Source organism: Paenibacillus sp. J22P277, assembly GCF_059383675.1.
Genome location: NZ_JBXENS010000006.1, coordinates 314,220 through 332,897, shown reverse-complemented (window position 1 = coordinate 332,897; position 18,678 = coordinate 314,220). Strand labels below are relative to the sequence as shown.

Genomic DNA, 18,678 nt, shown 5'->3' with positions numbered 1-18,678 from the left:
ACGCATGGGACGTCTTACGCTTGGAGAACGGACCTTTACGGCAGGCAACGCCATACTACTGACGATCTTTGCTTTTCTGTGCTTTTATCCATTCTGGTATATCCTCATTCTCTCGCTTAATGAAGGGAGGGATGCGAGTCTTGGCGGCATTTATTGGTGGCCGCGCATGCTTACGTTCGATAATTATCGCGTCATGCTGTCCGACGATACGATTCTCAATGCCTTCTGGGTCACGGCGAAACGTACCGTCATCGGTACATTCGGCTCTCTGCTGGTGACTTCTCTCGTGGCCTTTGCCTTGTCCCGCAAAGAACTGCCCGGCAGGCAATCGTTTTTGTTCGTCTTTCTGTTCGTCATGCTGTTCAGCGGCGGGCTCATTCCCTTCTACATGCAGTTGATTCATCTGGGACTGATCAATAACTTCTGGGTGTACGTCGTTCCGTCCCTGTTCAGCGTGTGGAACATGTTCGTCATGAAAACTTCTTTCCAGAACACCATCCCGGAAAGCGTGGTAGAGTCGGTTAAGCTGGATGGCGGAGGTTACCTGCGAATCTATGTTCATATCGTGCTGCCCTTCTCCATGCCGTTATTCGCGGCGTTAGGCTTATTCACGGCGGTCGGCCAATGGAACGACTGGTTTACCGGCGCCTTTTTCGTCAACGACATTCATTTGCAGCCGCTGCCCACGTATCTGCAGCGCATGCTCAGTACGATCGAAGCGAGCCAAATGATCAGTTCGAGTCAGATGACGACGATGAATGCGACCCGCTTATACAACCCGGACGCGATTACGCCGAAGTCGGTTCGGATGGCGACCATCATGATTACCGTCCTGCCGATCCTGATCGTTTATCCGTTCGTGCAGCGTTTCTTCGTGAAAGGCGTGCTGATCGGTTCGGTCAAAGAGTAAGGATGCTCGTATTTGCAGCCATGCGTTAGACGACAGAGAGGTTAACGTATCACGCAATTCATTCCGAAAAGGGGGATACTCTTCATGAATCAAGGATGGAAATTCGGCGCCAAATGGATCCTGGGCGCAGCGCTGATCGCGACGATGTTGGCGGGTTGTGCGAACGATGGCGGCGAAAACCAAGGCGGAAACCAAAGCGGAAACCAAAGCGGACAAGCAGGCCAGGACGGGAATGCGGCAACCTCGGCCGAGCAGACGAATTACAACCTGTATGCGCCGGCGATGACGACGCCGATTAATCTGGACGGCCCGATCACGCAAGAGGTCATGAAGCAATCGGGCATTCATTGGGATAAAGTCGAGATCGGCAATGGAGGGGATCTATCCCAACAGATCAATCTGAAGCTCGCTGCCGGCACTTTCCCGGACGCCATTATTCTGCCTTCCGACAGTCTCGTATGGTCGCGCCTGATCAACGAAAAAAAACTGCTTCCTCTGGATGACTATTTTAATGATCCGGAGCAATACCCGAATCTGGCCAAAATCGATAAGCGCATCATCGATTATTGGCGGGCAAGCGACGGACACATTTACTTCGTGCCTTCCGCATACGAACCGGTCATCGAGAATCCGTCCGCTTGGCAGGGCAACGCGCAGGGCTTATGGATTCAGAGTACGGTGCTGAAGAAAGCGGGGATGACGGACGAAGACTTGCGGACGATCGAAGGATTCGAAAAATACCTGAACGCCATCAAAGGCTACAAAGACGATCAAGGGCGCAGCATCATTCCATTGTCGCTCGGCGGGGAGAATTTCGCCGGACTCGAGATCGTCATGTCCATGTTCGGCGTTCGAAGCACGGACAACGGCTTTAACGAGCAGCCTGACGGTACGGTCGTGCCGGACTACAAGCTGCCCGGCTTCAAGAATGCGTTCCAATGGCTGAATCATCTCAATCTGGACGGGCTGCTCGACCCGGAAACCGCGTTTCAGAAAAAAGATTTATTCAAGGAGAAAGTAAACAATTTGCGCTTTGGCGCGATGCTGTTCGGCGGATGGGACAATCCCAACGTAACGACGCTGAAGAACCATGGCATTCCCGAGGCGATCACCTATAACGAGCTCGAGAAGAAAGGGTTCCCCGACGGATGGTTCTACCCGACGGCGCTCCCGGCCGTGAAGGACGTAAAACTGGCCCAATACGCCAACTATAATCCGTTCGGCACCAATGGCGCCGGAATTAGCGCAAAGATCAAAAACCCGGATCAGATCATGAAAGGCATCGATTGGATGCAGACCAATGAAGCGTTCATCTTGATGGAGTACGGCCCGGAGAGCATGGGTGCCTATAAAATGGAGAATGGCGCCGCCGTCGAAACCTACGATGTTTTTCGGGGACCCAAGTTCTGGGGCGGAGACAACGGAGGCATGGCGAGCGTGACGCAGTACGGATTCTGGTGGTGGAAGAACTTGGCGAGCGTCGGCAGCTCGCATATCAAGACGATGGAATCGCCATGGCCCGCGTATAACGCCATGCTGTACGAGGCGGAAGAGATCAACCACAAACAAGGCACGTTCGGGCTGACGCCGAAAGAAGCGCGCATCAAACCGGTGATCGGCGGCACGGTAGAAAAATACGGTCCCGTACAGAACGATATCCGACTGAAGTATTATGCGAAAATGCTGCTTGCCAAAAACGATAAAGACTTTGAAGCCGCCTATGATCAATTCTTGAACGAAATGAAGGTTCGCGGTCACGACGAGGAAACCGTCGCCGAATTCAATAAAGAGTACCAAGCGTACAGCGATACGCCGGCCGGCAAAATCACGGTCGATATTCAGAAGACGCTCCCCCGCAACGTCTACAGCGACAAACCGGCCATTATCGGGGAATAAACTGATGGAGAGTGACGCAATGAATCAGGCAGCGGCGGTCTATCCCAATCGTGTCCATATTATTAATTTCATCCGAGGCTTCGAGCCGCGGGAACCGATCGACTTGGTCGAGCCGGTCAAGGAACAGCTGGCGCTCGTGCGGAAGCATGGATTGCCGGCGACTTGGCTGCTGCAGTACGATGCGCTGATCAACCCGGAATTCACGGATCTGCTCCTTCGCGAGGCGGACGATTCGCAAGAAATCGGCGTTTGGCTGGAAGTCGTGCAGCCGCTGGCGGAAAAAGCCGGTATTCCGTGGAGGGGACGCTACGCCTGGGATTGGCACGCGCATATCGCCTTCACGGTAGGCTATACGCCGCGGGAGCGGGAAAGGCTCGCGGATGTATTAATGGAGGACTTCCGCGATCGATTCGGCGATTACCCCAAATCGGTCGGATCGTGGTTCCTCGATGCGCATGTGCTTGGTTACTTGTCCGACAAGTACGGCATTATCGCCTCCTGCAACTGCAAAGATCAGTGGGGGACCGACGGCTACACGCTGTGGGGCGGTTATTACAACCAAGCCTACTATCCGAGCCGGCTCAACGGCTTCATGCCTGCTCAGACCGAAGCCTGTCAAATCCCGGTTCCCGTATTCCGCATGCTGGGAAGCGATCCGATCTATCAATACGATGCGCGGCTTGGCGGAAACGGGCAGAGCGTGATTACCTTGGAGCCGGTGTATGCGGGAGAAGAAGGCGGAGGCGGCATTCCGGAGTGGGTCAGATGGTTCTTCGACGTCAATTTTCGCCCGGAACAGGTTTCCTTCGGTTATACGCAGGTCGGGCAGGAAAATTCCTTCGGATGGGCTTTAATGAAGGATGGTTTGACCGATCAGGTGGAGCTTCTTGCGGCAGCTCAAGCGGCAGGCAAACTGCGCGTCGAAACGCTGGCGGACTCCGGCCGCTGGTTCAAACGGGAATATCCCGTCACGCCCGCTTCCTCGTTATGCGCGCTAACGGATTGGAGGGCGGAAGGCCGTCAGTCCGTCTGGTATTACAACCGCTATTATCGGTTTAACTTGTTGAATAACGACGGCGAGCTCTGGATTCGCGATATTCACCTTTTTGACGAGCGTTATGAGGAGCGGTATTTGCGAGAGACGTGTCCGGACAAATATAGTCATTACGATACGCTGCCCGTCGTGGACAGCGCCCGCTGGAGCGATGAGCACGCATCGGCCGGTCTTCGTCCAGTCGTGTACGACAAGGAAGGACATCCCGAGCCGCTCGTTGTCCGCTCGCTGGAAGTGGATGAATCCGTGCCAGGCGAGCTTGAGATCCTGATCCGGCTGGATACGGAGGATACGTTCCGCATTCGTTGTTCGGAACGGGGGATCGGCTTTATCGCAAGCCGTTCTGACTGGGGACTTCAACTTTTATGGAGCGATGCGGCGGAGCTTCCGGAGACGAAGCTTGAATCGAATGCGATCAGCTATGTTTTTCATGGTCATCCGTATCAGGTTCAATTGATCGGCGCGCTGCCGCCGTCGCCAATCCCGCGCGTGTCGTCCGCGCTTTCTCCCGATCCTGATCGGGAGGGGCTGCCTGCGCTCGCGGGCGGTATTTCACTCCGGGCTGCCGAGCGCGAAATTAGCTTGCGTTTTTAATGTCAGGCTTTCTGTTTCATAATTCGCAAACGGCTTAACGGATTACCCGATTTTTGGCACGCTCCCCTTTCGGTAGACAGTGAATTCGTCCATGCCAGATGGATAAACGCTGTTGACCGAAAGGGGATTTTTTGTTTGCCGCCTAATTCATTTCGATACCGTTCATGAAATTGCCAAAGACGGCAAGCACGCGATAAAGCTGTAAGGGGTATAATATTACTGTAAAGTTTTACCTGTCTTCTAACCTGAAGAGGCGGTGAATGCGATGGCGTTTTGGTTCAGAAAGAACAAAGAACGAATCCATTCGGAAGGCGTACAAGCATCGTCCGATACAAGCGAGGCAGTTTCCGGCACGGTGGCGGAAGAGCAGACGGCTAACGACGCTGCCATACCATCCAGGCAGTATTGGCACTCCGGCATGTCCGCGCAGGACTGGATGAGCGAGATGTATCGGGAGCAGGAACGGAAAGGGGCTTTCGAGCATTTGGCGGGCAAAGGCAAGCCGCTCGATGTCCCGTCGGGCGATGTGACCGGCAGCATACTAAAGGAAGCGAACTTCTTGCCGGCCTGGGTTACGCTGCAGCATGAAATTCGGGATCAACTGCAACGGCTGCTCGAAACCGAACCTTCCGTTCTTCCGGAGTCCGCGCTCGATGAGATCAACGCGAAGATTACGAAGTACAACGGCATGGTGCCTGGCCCGATCCTGCAGAAATGGAAGCTGACCCGGGAAAACATGCGGCAGCAATACGAGCGTTGGAAATAAGGCAGAGGATAACGGCCGGTCATTGGACCCCGTTTTTTTGTTGACGATCCGCTTAGTCCCGTCGCCGGAAACGATCGGTTTCACGGACGCCGGTATTCGTTCGGGCTCATGCCCGCGATTTTCTTAAACGTATTCGAAAAATAAGAATCGTGCTGAAATCCGACCCTTTCGGCCAATTCGTTGCCTGCGGAACTTTCCCTCCGACAACTATTGCTTCGCCAGCTCGATGCGGCGCGATAATTCAACGCGTCTTGGAGCATCGCTAAATATTGGGAATAAGGCGGCCTCGGTTTATCCGGGAGCCGCTTTTTCTTATAGACGAAACTCCAGGGATTCCGCCCGGACCTTTGTCTAGCGGAGTATGGGGCCGGGGCCCGGTTTCATGAGCTTCCGAGCTTGTTATGATGCATTTATCAACTTATTTCACTGACATTTCAGCGGTTACGGCATTCTAAGGAGGATGAAGAGTGAAGAAGAAAATACGTAAGCGAATAGGGTACTGTCTGGGAGGCATTGCAGGTCTTATCCTAGCAGCTGGTTTAGTTGTGTTCATCAATCACAAAGTCCATTTGAGCCGGGAAGAGGCCTTAGTTAAGCCCCTGGGGCAAATGGTTTCGGTAGATGGACACAAAATGAGTATCTATACGGAAGGTCAGGGAAATACCACCTTGGTATTTCTGGCAGGAGGCGGCACGGCCTCGCCAATATTGGATTTTAAAAGCTTGTATTCCCGTTTAAGCGATGAATATAAAATCGCAGTACCAGAAAGAATCGGGTATGGTTACAGTGATGTTGCGGACGTTCCAAGAGATCTTGATACCGTATTGGAGGAGGACCGACAAGCGTTATTATTAGCCGGGCTGCAACCTCCCTATGTATTGGTGCCTCATTCTATTACGGGATTGGAATCGGTTTATTGGGCTCAAAAATATCCAAAAGAAGTATCTGCCATCGTAGGAATAGATGTGGGTACCGTAAATGCGTATTTCGACCCCAGCACGCCGAAAGCATCTGATTTCGTAACTAAAATAAAGGTACTGGCATTCGCGGAACATATGGGTGTAACGCGTTTTATCCCTTCCATGGTTAATCGCGAAGCGGCAATATCGGCAGGGGACTTGACCGATCATGAAAAAGATATCTATAAAGCCATCTATTATAGGAGAACGAATACGCCGCCGATGGTGGAAGAGCTGGTGGATCTATTGGATAATGCGCATAAAGTAGATGCGTTGCCGCCGCCGCAGGTACCGGTCTTGTTTTTCATATCGAATGGCGACGGGATTGGTCTTGGTTATACGAAAGAACAGTGGCAAGGGTTCCAACTAGCTTACCTTTCCAAAATAGCGAATAGCAAGTACGTATTGATGGACGACTATGGACATTATCTTCAAGATTTTGCGCCAGATGCGCTTGCACGGGAAATCAAAGCATTTATACCGGCTGACTAACGAAATCATCATCATATACGGCAATGGCGAACGCGTAGACTTCTTAATCGACTTACATCGGGATATCGCGAATAATTCGGGTTTTGCCATCGTATCAATAGGGAACAGCTACCATTGGAAAAAAGGAGTTTGCCGATGAAAGACAAAACCGCCGTTCGACCGTTTCGACCCGGACTCGCTCCGGAGTCGGCGCTTACGGACCTGCGCCGGCGCGTCGCCGCGACGAGATGGCCCGACAAGGAAACCGCTCCGGCTCAGTCGCAAGGCGTGCCGCTTGAGACGATACAAACCATCGCGCGCTATTGGGCAACGGTATACGATTGGCGCAAATTCGAAGCATGGCTGAACGCCATCCCGCAATTCGTGACGGAAATCGACGGTTTGGACATTCAATTCATTCACGTGCGGTCGAGTCACGAGGGAGCGATCCCGATGATTCTGACGCACGGATGGTCGGGCTCGATCGTCGAACTGCTGAAAGTCATCGATCCGCTGACCCGGCCGACGGCTTACGGAGCGCCGGCCTCGGACGCGTTCCACGTCGTCATTCCTTCGCTGCCGGGTTACGGATTCTCCGGCAAGCCGACCGAGCCCGGTTGGGATATTCCTCGAATCGCACGGGCCTGGGCAGTGCTGATGAACCGGTTAGGCTATACGAAATACGCGGCCCAAGGGGGAGATTGGGGCGCGCTCGTCTCGGACATGATGGGAGTGCAACAGGTCCCGGGATTGTTCGCCATTCACAGCAACATGCCCGGCACGGTACCCCCCGCCTACGAAACAGCGATCATTAACGGGGATCCGATGCCCCCCGATTTAACGCAAGAACAGAAGGAAGCCTGGATGCAGCTGGATTTCTTCTATCGGCATGTCGGCTACGCCCAGATCATGGGGAGGCGCCCGCAAACGCTGACCGGTCTGGCGGATTCGCCTGCGGGTCTCGCGGCATTCAATCTCGACCATGACGCGAAAAGCCTGGATCTCATTTCGGGAGCTTTCTTCGGTCACCCCGGGGGCATTTCGCGAGACGATTTCCTTGATAACGTCACGCTCTATTGGCTGACGAACACGCCTGTCTCTGCGGCACGCCTCTATTGGGAAAACAAGCTCCCGTTCTTCTCGGTCAAAGGCGTCCATAATATCCCGGTCGCCATAAGCGTCTTTCCCGACGAGCTGTATCAGGCTCCTCTTAGTTGGGCGAAGGAAGCGTACCCGAAGCTGTTCTATTACAACCGGGTTGCCAGAGGGGGACACTTCGCCGCGTGGCAGGTGCCGACGCTGTTCTCCGAGGAGCTTCGCATGGCGTTCCGGCCATTTCGTTAAATAGTTGAATGATAATTGAAACAGCGGCCGGTCTAGGACAATATCTCCGCGTCCTAGTCCGCCGCTGCTTTCATCGGGTCCGTCTATCACTTATTTTTTGCGAACGCTTAGAAAAACTTTACGCGATCCGATTGCGGCATGAATTCCTTCTCGCCCGGTACGAAGGTCGGTTTGCCGAACGGCATTTGCGCGATCAGCTTCCACTCGCCGGGAAGTTGCCACGTTTGCGCGACTTCCGCGTCGATAAGCGGATTATAGTGCTGCAAGGAAGCACCGAGACCTTCCGCGACAAGCGCCGTCCAAATGACGTGCTGCAGCATGCCCGAGGACTGGTCCGACCAGATCGGGAAATTATCGGCATAAGAAGCATATTGCTCTTGCAGGCCTTTCACGACAGCTTGGTCTTCAAAAAACAAAATCGTACCGTAGCCGTTCGCAAAACCGTTGATTCTTTCTTCGGTCGCCGCGAAATTTTCGGCGGGAACGATTTTTCTGAGCGTTTGTGCCGTAATGCTCCACAGTTTGTCCGATTGTTCGCCAAGAATAACGACCACGCGCGAGCTTTGCGAGTTGAATGCGGACGGCGTATGATTGACGGCTTCGCCTACGATTTCTTTGATCCGGTCTGCGGGGACAACGATTTCCTTGCTCAGCCCGTAGAAGGTACGTCTAGCTTTGACAGCTTCCCAAAACAATTGGCTCATGGTGACTCTCCTCTAATATCATGAATTAAGTTTTAAGGTTAAGATACATTGTTTTAAGATACATGCCAACTGATAACGGCGCCAGTTATTATGCTTCATAGTGCAGGTTCCACTTTATGCCGTTGCGATCCGTTACGGCCGCAAATAATCCGCCGATGGGGGACTCCATTAATGGATTGACGATCTTGCCGCCAGCCGCCAAGGCCTCGTAAGCACTCCGAATTTCTTCTTCGGAAGCGAATCGAATGACCGGCTCTCCGCGGAAGATGCTTTGATAAAACGCGATTTCGTTTTTGTTATTGTCTTGGGCAGCCCATTTGATATTCGTATGCCCTGTTCCAAAGTCACCGTTAAAATATAAGGGAGCGTTGTCCGTATGTTCGCTCATGTTTTTCACCTCCTTTCAAGCATGTCTCAAAACATCGTCCATTTGCTAACAGTCATGATATTGACTCATCCACCGTTCGAATGCGTCGACCATGGGCCGCAGCGCTTCCCCTTTAACCGTCAATGCATATTCCACGCGCATCGGGATTTCGGGGTACATATGGCGCAAGATCAAGTTCTCGGCTTCAAACATGCGCAGCCGATCGGTCAATGTCGTGCTGGTTATAGGCAAGGTTTTCTTGATATCCGAATATCGTTTCGGACCGCTCATTAATTCCTTCACGATGTCGTAATTCCATTTTCCGAATAGCAGCTGGTTATCCGCTTTGAATTTGTTTTTATCCATGGTGGTTCTCCTCTCGCAGGAACCGCTTTATTAATAAAGATGCTGACAGTCAATATATTGACTAATTGTTAAAAAATTTTTCGTTATTTTTTTGTTTTCATAATTCTTTCAAATTTCCGATCATTCTTTCGAGAAAGCTGACGAACGATGCCACCTCATGCGCGGAAAATCCGACAAAGGTGCGTTCCAACTTCTCCACGGAATATGCATTGACGTTGGCCAGCGCCTTTTTTCCTTCTTCGGTGATGCTGACTTTGGTGACGCGCCTGTCAAGCGGGGACTCGCAAGTCGCGACGAATCCGTTTTGTTTCAGCCGCTGCACCATGCCTGTCATATTCTGTTTGGTCACGAGCATGTTGTTCCCCAACTCTTTGAAGGATTGCTCGCCGGATTCCGAAAGAGCGCGAAGAATAAACCATTGGTGCTGGCTGGTCAATCCGGCTTGCGAGGACAAATTATGGCCGATACGTTCCAATAGCACATTCGCCCGGAAAACGTTGTCGATAATGTCCAGCCGTTCATTTTTTCTCTCTTTCATCGAATCAACCTCAATAGTCAATTAGTTGACTTTAGTATAGGAGTCAGGAACGATACTGTCAATTGGGTATTCTTCCCCGAAACAAAAGGCAATAAAACCATTCGCCGGTTGCATACGCGAGGATGAACGTTGTCATTGCATACGGTATACTGCGCACTAAAGGCATGTCCAATACCGTGCAACACGCAAACGGAGCAGTTCGCCCGAAAGCAGCTGCTCCATTTTGCGTGTTATAAGCGAGGAAGTCAAGGATGCGACTATCGGAAGTCAATCATTTCGGATTGGCGATATCGAATATTTTTCCGATCATCCCGGCCGAGCCCAGCGCATTGACGGCTTCCGTCGGAATAAAGATCGTCGTTGCTTTGCCCTCCGCCATTTGACCGAGCGCTTCGAAGGATTTGTAGGCCAGTATTTGCGCATCCAGACCGGCTAGCTTGATCGCTTCGATTCGCGCCCGTTCCGCGTTCGCGACATGCTTGATGCCTTCCGCCTTTCCGATCGCCTCCAGCTCCTGCGCTTTTTGCTTCGCTTCGGCATCGAGAATCTGCCGCTGCTTCTCGGCTTCGGCAGCCAAAACGACGGCGGCTTGCTGCGCTTCCGCGCGCAATACCGTCGATTGCTTCTCGCCTTCCGCCTGCAGGATGATGGCGCGCTTCTCGCGCTCGGCTCTCATTTGCTTCTCCATCGAATTCTGAATATCCGCGGGAATGGCCAATTGCAGCACTTCGACGCGGTCGATGCGAACGCCCCAATTTTCCGATGCCTGATCGAGGACCAGCCGGAGATCCGTCTGGATGCGGTCGCGGTTGGAGAGGATTTCGTCCAGTTCCATCTTGCCGATCGTCGCCCGCAACGCGGAGGCCACGATATTGTGAATGCCCCCGACATAGTTGGCGATGCCGTACGTGGCGAGCTTGGGATCCACGACGCTGAAGAATGTCGCGAGCTCGATGCCGATCGCGACATTGTCCTTCGTAATGACGGATTGCGAAGGCACCGTCTCCTGATGGATGCGAAGATCGTGGCGCAGCCGGATTTTGTCGATGACCGGTATGATCAGATTCACCCCGGCATGAAGCGTTTTATTGTATTTCCCCAGTCTTTCCACGATGGCTACGGTTTGCTGCGGGATGATCCGCACGCCTTTGATGACAATGGCAACGACCACGGCAAGAATAACGATCACGACGATAATGCCAACCACTCGGCCTCTACTCCTTCGTTACGAATAATTTGGTGACCCGTACCTCTGCAACGACGACTTTAGCTCCTTCCGCGATCTTCTCGCTTGCGACGGCCGACCATATCTCGCCATGCAGCTTGACAAGCCCGGCCTCATCGGGTGAAATGGCCTGCACGACGTACGCTTCTTGTCCCACCAAATAATCCGCGATGCGCGGGATCGGCGTCTTCGAGGTCGAGGGGATGACTTTGCGAAGAAGCGGCAGCAAGAAGATATACATGGCGGCAGTCGCGATGACAAACGTAAAGCATTGCGCCAATACCGGGAATCCGACGAGCGCGGCGACGATGGAGATGACGGCGGCTGCGGACAGGAGCAGAAAATAGAACGTTCCCGTGAACAGCTCGATCAGCACGAGCACGGCAGCCAAGACCAGCCAGGCCAAAGCGAACATGAATCTCCCCCCTCATGAAGCGTCCATTTTAATACCTATGTGGCTCCGTCGCAATCAGACCTTCCACGAGGGGGCTTAAATAAGAAAAAGCGGAGGTCGGGAGCCTCCGCTTGCGATGAACCGATCGATTTGCATGGCGGATGCACGCGACCGCCGTTGATGAATGCCATTCGCTTAAGAATCCCCTCGAAGCGTATGGCGAAAGCCTTCTCGCCATGAAGCGAACCGCGGCCGCCAGCCGTTTCGAAGCGCTTTGGCATTCAAAGCCCCGCGTTCGCCTCTCGCGCTTCCCGGCTCCGTCCTTGGCACCGAAGCGCCAAGGAAGTTCGCGTAGACGCGCAGCCATTCGGTGCCGGGGGCAGGCTCGTCGTCCACGATGTTGTACGCTCCCGACTGCCAACCCAGCGCCAGCACGGCTGCGGCCGCGGCATCTTCCGTATGAACGAAGGAGCTGACGCCGTCCGTTGCGGCAAGCCTGCCGCGGCGTACTTGTTCCGCGAACATGCCGTCCGTTGCATACAAGGTTCCGTCGCCGTACAGCAAGCCGTACCGAAGCACGACATGCTCCGGCATTTCCGCCGCGGCGGTCTCCAGCGCATGAACGCCGAGGACCGTGGATGAGCGCGGCGCGGGCGCCTCCAGATCGAGCGGACAATCCTCCGCCGCCGGACCCTCCCCGGGCGCGTAGGACCAAGAAATGCTTTGCGCGATCATTCGGCGCACGCCTGCAGCGAGCGAAGCGTCGACGAGGTTTCTCGTTCCCTCTCTGCGGATGCGCGCATTGTCCTCCATGTTCAAGCCTTGCAAGGCGGTTAACTGGTGAATGACCACCTCCGGACAAGCCTCGGCCACCGCGCCGAATAAGGCATCGCGATCATAGACGTCCGCCTGTACGAACGAAGCCCCGGCTTCCCGCATGCGCGCAGCCTGTTCCGGACGGCGTATTAATCCGGTTACGTCGTGTCCCGCATGCGCCAGCATCGGCACGAGCGACCTCCCGATGACGCCGCTCGCTCCCGCCACTAGAATTTTCATTTGCATCTACCTCCGATTTTTTTTGCCGGGAATCCCGACGACCGTGCTTCTCGGTTGATTGCGTTCCCGTCAGACGTATCTACGACGATACAGCCCTCTCAAACGTGACAGGGCCGCAAGCGGACGATCGGTCAGCCCGATGCCGCAATAAGACGCACAACGTGTTGGCGTCCGCCGACAACGAGGCGGTCGGAATCGCGAGAAAATTGATAAGTCTGCGGATGCATGTCACAGACGTCGGTTCTGCCTCGTCTTAGTCCGCGAATAACCGGAAACGCGCGGTTGCTTCCCGGTCATTCAAATCGAACGCCCGGGGAGTGAAGCGGATGAGACAACGGATATATAGGGCGATTGCATGCCGAACGCCTTCCTGATCGTGCATCCGTTCGGCTTGCGCTATTCGCGATGGTCCGGCTGCCAGGTACGTTTCCATGCGGAACGGGAATCGCATCCAGAGATAGGAGGACGACGAATGAACGGGATGAATGCATTATTTCGCGACAGAATCGGATTGCCGGCGGAAGAAACGCTCGATTTCGACGGGCTGGCTCGCATGCTGGAGAAGACGGCAAGAACGATCCCTTTTGAAAATTTGCGCGTGCTGAACGGCCGGGCATATCCGATTACGAAGACGTATTTGACGAGCAAGATGCTGCTTGCGAAGGAAGGCGGACTCTGCTACGAGCTGAATTCGCTGTTATACCTGTTCCTGATCGAAAACGGATTTAACGCCGTGCTGACGAGCGGGGTCAACTTTGACCGGGAAGCCGGACATTACTTGACGATCGGAAGAAGCCATATCGCCATTTTGGTTGCGCACTTGGGACGGGTCTATCTCGTCGATACGGGATTCGGGGCGAATTTGCCGCTGATGCCCGTACCGTTGACGGGGGAAACCGTCGTCTCCGCCAACGGTTCGTTTCGGATCCGGCCGGAGGACGGCGATCTCGGCGATTATCGGCTCGAAGTGATGATCAAGCACAAGGATTCGGATTGGCATTTCGGTTATGCCTTCGATTCCGGCAACCCAATCCACGACCTGTCGGCAAGCGAAGACATTCGCAAGCTGGTCGCGGAGCATCCTTCATCGAAATTCAACCGGCGTCCGCTCGCCACGAGATTGACGGACTGCGGCAACATTACGCTGACGGATGATTCGTTCACGGAGTGGAAGGACGGCATGGTCACGAAGGAACGCATCGACGGCATGCGCCATAAGGAGCTGCTTCATTCGCGCTTTGGTTTGTAATACGCCGGCAATATGGCTGGCTCAAGGAGGATAACAACATGGCACAAGTATTATATATTACCGCAAATCCGAAATCACGGGAGCATTCGGTCGGCCTTCAAGTCGGCGATTCCTTTATTCAAGCGTACCGAGAGGCGCATCCGGGCGATGAGGTGAAGCTATTCGATGTCATGCGCGAATCGTTTCAAACGGTCGACGGCGATGTGATCCGGGCCTGGGAGAAGTTGAAAAAAGAACATCGGGACTTCTCCGAGCTCAGTCCGGTCGAACGGCAAAAGCTGCTCGCCCTGAACGAAACGACCGAAATGGCGATGCGTGCCGACAAATACGTGTTTGTCTCTCCCATGTGGAATTGGGGGCTCCCGCCGCGATTGAAGGCTTTCATCGACGCGTTCGTCATTGTCGGAAAAACGTTTCATTATACGGATAAGGGGCCGGTCGGCTTCTTGAAGGATAAAAAAGCGATTCATATTCAAGTAAGCGGCGGCGTCTTCTCCGAAGGACCTTTTACCGCGATGGATCACAGCCATCCCTATCTCAAAATGGTCCTCGGCATCGTCGGGATCAGCGACGTGCAGGCGCTGTACGTGGAGGGACATGAACATCGGCCCGAACATAAAGAAGCCATCGTCGGCGCGGCCATGGCAAAAGGTTCGCAGCTCGCCGCGGCCTGGTAATGCGGAGAAATCACGACGAATCCCCTCTTCAGAGGGGATTTTTTGCGTGCTGTTCCTCATCGTGTCACGGCAGAGGCTTCTGTTTCGTTCTAGATGCATCAAACAGAAGGAGTGGTCATATGAAAGCATTGACTTGCGTCGTCATCGGTGCCGGATATGCGGGTATTCACGCGATGAAGGAAATCCGCAAGCTGTTCCAAGAGCAGGCCGGCAAGCATCCGCTGCGGCTCGTCATGATCGACAAAAATCCGTATCATCTGCGCAAGGTGCTGATGTTCAGGCCGGCCGTCACCGACGAGGAGATTCGCATCCCGCTGCTTAAACTGTTTCCGGGCGGGGTTGAATTAGTGCAGGCGGACGTAACGAAAATCGAAACGAGCATCGAAGCGGAGAATAAACGGATCGTTCTGAACGCCGCGGGAGCGGAGCAAGCGATGAGCTACGATCTGCTTGTCGTTGCCGCAGGGAGCGTCGTCCGGCAGCCCGGCCCGGAACAAGGCGGGATTGCCCTCGCGTCGCCGGAGCATGCGCAGAGGATTAGGCACGCGTGGCTTGCCAATCTGGAGCGGGCAGCGGTCGAAGACGACCCGATCGAACGCGAACGGCTGCTGCGTATCGCGATTGCCGGAGCGGGCATCAGCGGGATGGAGACCGCCGCGGAGTTGGCGCATTACGCGCGCAAGGACGCAGCGCGGTTGGGACTTGACCCGCAAGCCGTGAGTATCGATTTGTACAATGCGCATCGGCGGCTTTTTCTGGACGGTCCCGCCAAGGTCGGGCTCAAATTGGAGCAATACCTCCGGGAAAGCGGCGTCAACGTCCTGCACGAGATGCGCGTCATCCGGGAGAAGGACGGCGAATTAACGTTATCGAACGGAGAAACGCGCCATGTCGGCCTTTGCATATGGACGCTCGGACTGCAGCCGAATCCGCGGCTTCGCGCGATCGGCTTGCCGGTAACGCCGGACGGATACGCGATCGTAGATGCCAGTTACCGGGTAAAGGACATGCCCGGCGTATACAGCATCGGCGATTGCGCCAGAATCGTAGACCCGGGAAACGGGCAAGCTGATGGCATGACATGCAAGGAAGCGATTCCTCAAGCGGCAAGGCTGGCCAAAATCATGCTGGCGGATCTGGAAGGACGGCAGCCGCCGGCGCATGAAAGCTTCATGAAATCGTTCAGCATCGGGCTCGGTCCCGACAAAGGTTTAACCTGGGTGAACAAATGGGGACTCGATATCGTCATCACGGGTAAATTGGGCTGGAAGATCAAAACATATACGTGGGATACGGCAAGCATGCTGACCAAATGAACCATGGCCGAAACGGACGAAGGAAGTGAACAACCGATGGAGGAGTTGTACAAGCATTACAAGGGGCTGCTGCTTACGCTTGCGTATCAGATGACGGGCACGTGGTCGGATGCGGAAGACATCGTGCAGGACGTGTTCTTGAAGGCGTGCGACGTACATCCGTCAGGTCTCGAAGAGGAACCTAAGGCCTATTTGTGCAAAATGGTCGTCAATCGCTGCCGCGACCTGTATAAGTCGGCTCGCAAACGGCGGGAGCGGTATTTCGGAGAATGGCTCCCGGAGCCCGTCCCGACGTCGGATGACGAAACGCTTGATTTTATTGTGCGTGACGAGATGCTGTCTTATGCGACGCTGGTCCTGTTGGAAAAGCTGTCCCCCGCGGAGCGGGCGGTGTTCGTCTTGCGCGAGGCATTCGGTTACGATTATGCCGGCATAGCCGAGATCATCGGGAAAAGCGAGGTGAATTGCCGCAAGCTGTTCAGCCGCGCGAAGGGGAAGATGGAAGCCGGCGACCGGGATCCGGTCAATCCCGAGGTCGATCGGGAAGACTGGATCCGCCGCTTCGTGGCCGCGCTTGAAGCGGATAACACGAAGCAGGTCATCTCCATGCTCGCCGACGACGTCGTGCTCGTCTCGGACGGGGGAGGGAAAGTATTCGCGGCCGTGCGTCCGATCGCATACCGCGACGCCGTTACCAAATTCCTGATCGGTTATTTCCGAAAGTCGCTCCATCATGAGGGCGGCATTCAATTGGAGACCAGCGAGATCAACGGTCAGATCGGCGTCGTTGTCCGCGTAGGCGGGCAGATCGAATCCGTCGTGTCGATCCAAGCCGAAGGTCAGGCGATTCGCCGCATTTATATCGTTCGCAATCCGGATAAGCTGGCTTTATTTCGCGCATGACCGGCAGGTTCGAAGACTCGTCGACGAGACGGGTCTTTTTGTTTTCCGCCGAACCTCGCGATCCATAGAGAAGAAGATCGTGGATAATCTCACAAAAATTTCTAGCTATGCATGGAATTCGCGTGCGCTGTCAGTTATGATAAAGGGGTGTTTCAGAAGACTACTAGGCGTAGGTGATGGTGATTGTTCCTATTCGATTATATAGTCAATCTCTCCATTTTCTCCCTCTTCGTTAGTACGCCTCTCGTAATTCGTTCGTTTATGAATCTGAAGCCGTTGAAGCAGCAGAACCTGTGGGTAGGTCTTTATGCGGGCGTCGTTTCCGTCATCCTCGTATTGATGTCCGTCAAGCAACAAGGCTACGCGTACGACATTCGGTATGCGCCCGTCATCTTGATGTTTGCTTATCTAGGGCCGGTCGGCGGGCTGATCACCGGTTTTTTTGCCCTGTCCGTGCGGCTGCTCTCCAGCGGAAATTGGTTGCCGGCTATCGGCGGTTGGGTCTTGATCATGCTTGTATTTTGCTTGTTGCATTTGTTTTTTTCCCGTAGGCAGTTTACTCCTCTTCGAAGAAGCATCGCGTTTTCCGGTGCGTATATCATCCTTTATCTCATCACGGTCGTTTGTTTTCATATTCTCGTGAACAAGCCCTTCTTCCATTTGCAATACCTCTTGTTTGTCATCCTGGGCGTGATCCTGGGAAGCCTGCTGATCGAATCCAACGAACGGCTCCGCAGAATCATCACGGACCGCAATTATATGGAAAAAACATTGGAAGCGCGCGAGTCCCAATACCGGCTCATTGCCGATCATACTTCCGATCTGATCCTGTTGATGGATAAAACGTATGCGATCCGTTATTTCTCCCCGTCCCATGAGTTCGTGCTGGGGTATCCGAGCTTGGCCTTGTACGATTGCACGGCGCTGTTCAAGATCATTTGCACGGACGATGTGGGCCTATTCAAATCGACGATGGAACGCATCTTCGCGGATAACCGTTCGCACTCCATGGAGATTCGGTTCCGGCACAAGCAAGGGCATCTGATCGCATTCGATACGTTGTCCAAGCCGGTCGAAGGCGACGATGGAGCCATCGAATACATCGTGATGATCAGCCGCGATATCTCCGAGCGGAAGAAAGCGGAAGACATCCTGCTGCAATCCGAGAAACTGGCGATTATCGGGGAATTGGCGGCAGGCGTAGCGCATGAAATCCGTAATCCGCTTACGACGATCAAAGGGTTTCTGCAATTGTATAAAGCGGAGAATCCTTCGATTAAATACAGCGATTTGCTCATCGACGAGTTGGAGCGCATCGAAATGATTACGTGCGAGCTGCTTACGATGGCCAAGCCGCAGGCCGTCATGCAAGTCCGTACGGACGTAAAGGATTTGATCGAAAACACGCTCGAGTTCCTGACGCCTCAAACCTTGCTGAACAATATTGAATTTCGGCGCGATTATGCGGGAAGCGCCTTTCCGATTACTTGCGTGAAAGATCAAATGAAGCAGGTCTTTCTCAATATTCTCAAGAACGCGATCGAATCCATGCCGGGCGGAGGAGAGATTCGGATCAGCCTGCATCGGGATTCCGATAACGCATGCCTCATTTCGATTCGGGATCAAGGCTGCGGCATTCCGAACGAGCTGATCCATCGTTTGGGGCAGCCGTTTTACAGTCTGAAAGAAAAGGGAACGGGACTCGGTCTGATGATCAGCCATAAAATCATTAAACAATACCACGGCAGCATCGCGTTTGAAAGCAAGCTGGATGAAGGGACCTTGGTCGAGATTAGACTGCCGCTGGCCGATCAATAAGAGCCATCGTGAGTAGGCGTAGCGGGCCAAGGCGACGGCCTCTTGATTTTATGCGCTTTCATAGAAGGGAT

Annotated in this window: 19 protein-coding genes; 11 read left to right on the top strand and 8 right to left on the bottom strand. The window is 54.0% G+C overall.

Going from position 1 to position 18,678, the window contains the following annotated elements:
• Nucleotides 1-4 precede the first annotated feature (4 nt).
• From AC50YL_RS22355 to AC50YL_RS22340, 4 genes are all read left to right on the top strand, one after another.
• Entirely contained in the window at nt 5-910 is a 906-nt protein-coding gene (locus AC50YL_RS22355; RefSeq protein WP_494834834.1) for a carbohydrate ABC transporter permease, read from the top strand.
• An 84-nt stretch (nt 911-994) separates the two neighbouring features.
• Entirely contained in the window at nt 995-2,806 is a 1,812-nt protein-coding gene (locus tag AC50YL_RS22350) for a type 2 periplasmic-binding domain-containing protein (RefSeq protein WP_494834832.1), read from the top strand.
• 19 nt (nt 2,807-2,825) lie between these two features.
• Nucleotides 2,826-4,454 (top strand): hypothetical protein, encoded by a 1,629-nt coding sequence (locus AC50YL_RS22345; RefSeq protein WP_494834831.1) that lies wholly within the window; start codon nt 2,826-2,828, stop codon nt 4,452-4,454.
• Nucleotides 4,455-4,719: 265 nt separating this feature from the next.
• Nucleotides 4,720-5,220, top strand: a complete 501-nt coding sequence (locus AC50YL_RS22340; protein WP_494834830.1) for a DnaJ family domain-containing protein — start codon at nt 4,720-4,722, stop codon at nt 5,218-5,220.
• Between the two features lie 80 nt (nt 5,221-5,300).
• Here AC50YL_RS22340 and AC50YL_RS22335 read toward each other — a convergent pair whose 3' ends face one another.
• Nucleotides 5,301-5,480 carry a helix-turn-helix domain-containing protein gene (locus AC50YL_RS22335; protein ID WP_494834829.1) on the bottom strand — a complete coding sequence of 60 codons (180 nt, stop codon included), beginning with the start codon at nt 5,478-5,480 and terminating at the stop codon, nt 5,301-5,303.
• A gap of 207 nt (nt 5,481-5,687) precedes the next feature.
• Here AC50YL_RS22335 and AC50YL_RS22330 point away from each other — a divergent pair, with 207 nt between their 5' ends.
• Together AC50YL_RS22330 and AC50YL_RS22325 are read left to right on the top strand one after the other, a co-directional pair.
• Nucleotides 5,688-6,671 (top strand): alpha/beta fold hydrolase, encoded by a 984-nt coding sequence (locus AC50YL_RS22330; protein WP_494834828.1) that lies wholly within the window; start codon nt 5,688-5,690, stop codon nt 6,669-6,671.
• A 135-nt stretch (nt 6,672-6,806) separates the two neighbouring features.
• The gene (locus tag AC50YL_RS22325; RefSeq protein ID WP_494834827.1) at nt 6,807-7,994 is read left to right on the top strand and encodes an epoxide hydrolase family protein; all 1,188 of its coding nucleotides are present in this window, start codon (nt 6,807-6,809) and stop codon (nt 7,992-7,994) included.
• A 107-nt stretch (nt 7,995-8,101) separates the two neighbouring features.
• On the opposite strand, the gene AC50YL_RS22320 is transcribed toward AC50YL_RS22325, so the two are convergent.
• The 7 genes from AC50YL_RS22320 to AC50YL_RS22290 all read right to left on the bottom strand — a co-directional run bounded on the left by AC50YL_RS22320 (nt 8,102) and on the right by AC50YL_RS22290 (nt 12,644).
• A complete protein-coding gene (locus AC50YL_RS22320; protein WP_494834826.1) occupies nt 8,102-8,698 on the bottom strand; it encodes a nitroreductase family protein in 597 nt (198 codons plus the stop codon).
• Nucleotides 8,699-8,786: 88 nt separating this feature from the next.
• Nucleotides 8,787-9,086, bottom strand: a complete 300-nt coding sequence (locus tag AC50YL_RS22315) for a VOC family protein (RefSeq protein WP_494834825.1) — start codon at nt 9,084-9,086, stop codon at nt 8,787-8,789.
• Nucleotides 9,087-9,131: 45 nt separating this feature from the next.
• A complete protein-coding gene (locus AC50YL_RS22310; RefSeq protein ID WP_494834824.1) occupies nt 9,132-9,431 on the bottom strand; it encodes a winged helix-turn-helix transcriptional regulator in 300 nt (99 codons plus the stop codon).
• A 97-nt stretch (nt 9,432-9,528) separates the two neighbouring features.
• Entirely contained in the window at nt 9,529-9,906 is a 378-nt protein-coding gene (locus tag AC50YL_RS22305; protein WP_494834823.1) for a MarR family winged helix-turn-helix transcriptional regulator, read from the bottom strand.
• Between the two features lie 334 nt (nt 9,907-10,240).
• Nucleotides 10,241-11,176, bottom strand: coding sequence for an SPFH domain-containing protein (locus AC50YL_RS22300; protein WP_494834822.1), 936 nt, complete (start codon nt 11,174-11,176; stop codon nt 10,241-10,243).
• Nucleotides 11,177-11,183: 7 nt separating this feature from the next.
• Complete coding sequence (locus AC50YL_RS22295) at nt 11,184-11,609, bottom strand: NfeD family protein (protein ID WP_494834821.1); 426 nt, start codon at nt 11,607-11,609, stop codon at nt 11,184-11,186.
• 174 nt (nt 11,610-11,783) lie between these two features.
• Nucleotides 11,784-12,644, bottom strand: coding sequence for an NAD-dependent epimerase/dehydratase family protein (locus AC50YL_RS22290; RefSeq protein ID WP_494834820.1), 861 nt, complete (start codon nt 12,642-12,644; stop codon nt 11,784-11,786).
• A gap of 472 nt (nt 12,645-13,116) precedes the next feature.
• On the opposite strand from AC50YL_RS22290, the gene AC50YL_RS22285 reads away from it, so the two are divergent.
• The 5 genes from AC50YL_RS22285 (at nt 13,117) to AC50YL_RS22265 (ending at nt 18,607) form a co-directional block, all read left to right on the top strand.
• A complete protein-coding gene (locus AC50YL_RS22285) occupies nt 13,117-13,893 on the top strand; it encodes an arylamine N-acetyltransferase family protein (RefSeq protein WP_494834819.1) in 777 nt (258 codons plus the stop codon).
• Nucleotides 13,894-13,931: 38 nt separating this feature from the next.
• Nucleotides 13,932-14,570 carry an FMN-dependent NADH-azoreductase gene (locus AC50YL_RS22280; RefSeq protein ID WP_494834818.1) on the top strand — a complete coding sequence of 213 codons (639 nt, stop codon included), beginning with the start codon at nt 13,932-13,934 and terminating at the stop codon, nt 14,568-14,570.
• Nucleotides 14,571-14,689: 119 nt separating this feature from the next.
• A complete protein-coding gene (locus tag AC50YL_RS22275; protein ID WP_494834817.1) occupies nt 14,690-15,886 on the top strand; it encodes an NAD(P)/FAD-dependent oxidoreductase in 1,197 nt (398 codons plus the stop codon).
• Nucleotides 15,887-15,922: 36 nt separating this feature from the next.
• Nucleotides 15,923-16,789, top strand: coding sequence for an RNA polymerase sigma factor SigJ (gene sigJ / locus AC50YL_RS22270; protein WP_494834815.1), 867 nt, complete (start codon nt 15,923-15,925; stop codon nt 16,787-16,789).
• A 276-nt stretch (nt 16,790-17,065) separates the two neighbouring features.
• Complete coding sequence (locus AC50YL_RS22265) at nt 17,066-18,607, top strand: ATP-binding protein (RefSeq protein ID WP_494834814.1); 1,542 nt, start codon at nt 17,066-17,068, stop codon at nt 18,605-18,607.
• Nucleotides 18,608-18,678: the final 71 nt, after the last annotated feature.

Excerpts from the sequence above, each read along its gene's own strand:
- AC50YL_RS22350 (WP_494834832.1), top strand. The coding sequence starts at position 995 with ATGAATCAAGGATGGAAATTCGGCGCCAAATGGATCCTGGGCGCAGCG.
- AC50YL_RS22345 (WP_494834831.1), top strand. The coding sequence starts at position 2,826 with ATGAATCAGGCAGCGGCGGTCTATCCCAATCGTGTCCATATTATTAAT.
- AC50YL_RS22340 (WP_494834830.1), top strand. The coding sequence starts at position 4,720 with ATGGCGTTTTGGTTCAGAAAGAACAAAGAACGAATCCATTCGGAAGGC.
- AC50YL_RS22285 (WP_494834819.1), top strand. The coding sequence starts at position 13,117 with ATGAACGGGATGAATGCATTATTTCGCGACAGAATCGGATTGCCGGCG.
- AC50YL_RS22315 (WP_494834825.1), bottom strand. The coding sequence starts at position 9,086 with ATGAGCGAACATACGGACAACGCTCCCTTATATTTTAACGGTGACTTT.
- AC50YL_RS22295 (WP_494834821.1), bottom strand. The coding sequence starts at position 11,609 with ATGTTCGCTTTGGCCTGGCTGGTCTTGGCTGCCGTGCTCGTGCTGATC.
- sigJ (WP_494834815.1), top strand. The coding sequence starts at position 15,923 with ATGGAGGAGTTGTACAAGCATTACAAGGGGCTGCTGCTTACGCTTGCG.
- AC50YL_RS22320 (WP_494834826.1), bottom strand. The coding sequence starts at position 8,698 with ATGAGCCAATTGTTTTGGGAAGCTGTCAAAGCTAGACGTACCTTCTAC.
- AC50YL_RS22310 (WP_494834824.1), bottom strand. The coding sequence starts at position 9,431 with ATGGATAAAAACAAATTCAAAGCGGATAACCAGCTGCTATTCGGAAAA.
- AC50YL_RS22325 (WP_494834827.1), top strand. The coding sequence starts at position 6,807 with ATGAAAGACAAAACCGCCGTTCGACCGTTTCGACCCGGACTCGCTCCG.
- AC50YL_RS22280 (WP_494834818.1), top strand. The coding sequence starts at position 13,932 with ATGGCACAAGTATTATATATTACCGCAAATCCGAAATCACGGGAGCAT.
- AC50YL_RS22355 (WP_494834834.1), top strand. The coding sequence starts at position 5 with ATGGGACGTCTTACGCTTGGAGAACGGACCTTTACGGCAGGCAACGCC.
- AC50YL_RS22290 (WP_494834820.1), bottom strand. The coding sequence starts at position 12,644 with ATGAAAATTCTAGTGGCGGGAGCGAGCGGCGTCATCGGGAGGTCGCTC.
- AC50YL_RS22335 (WP_494834829.1), bottom strand. The coding sequence starts at position 5,480 with ATGCTCCAAGACGCGTTGAATTATCGCGCCGCATCGAGCTGGCGAAGC.
- AC50YL_RS22275 (WP_494834817.1), top strand. The coding sequence starts at position 14,690 with ATGAAAGCATTGACTTGCGTCGTCATCGGTGCCGGATATGCGGGTATT.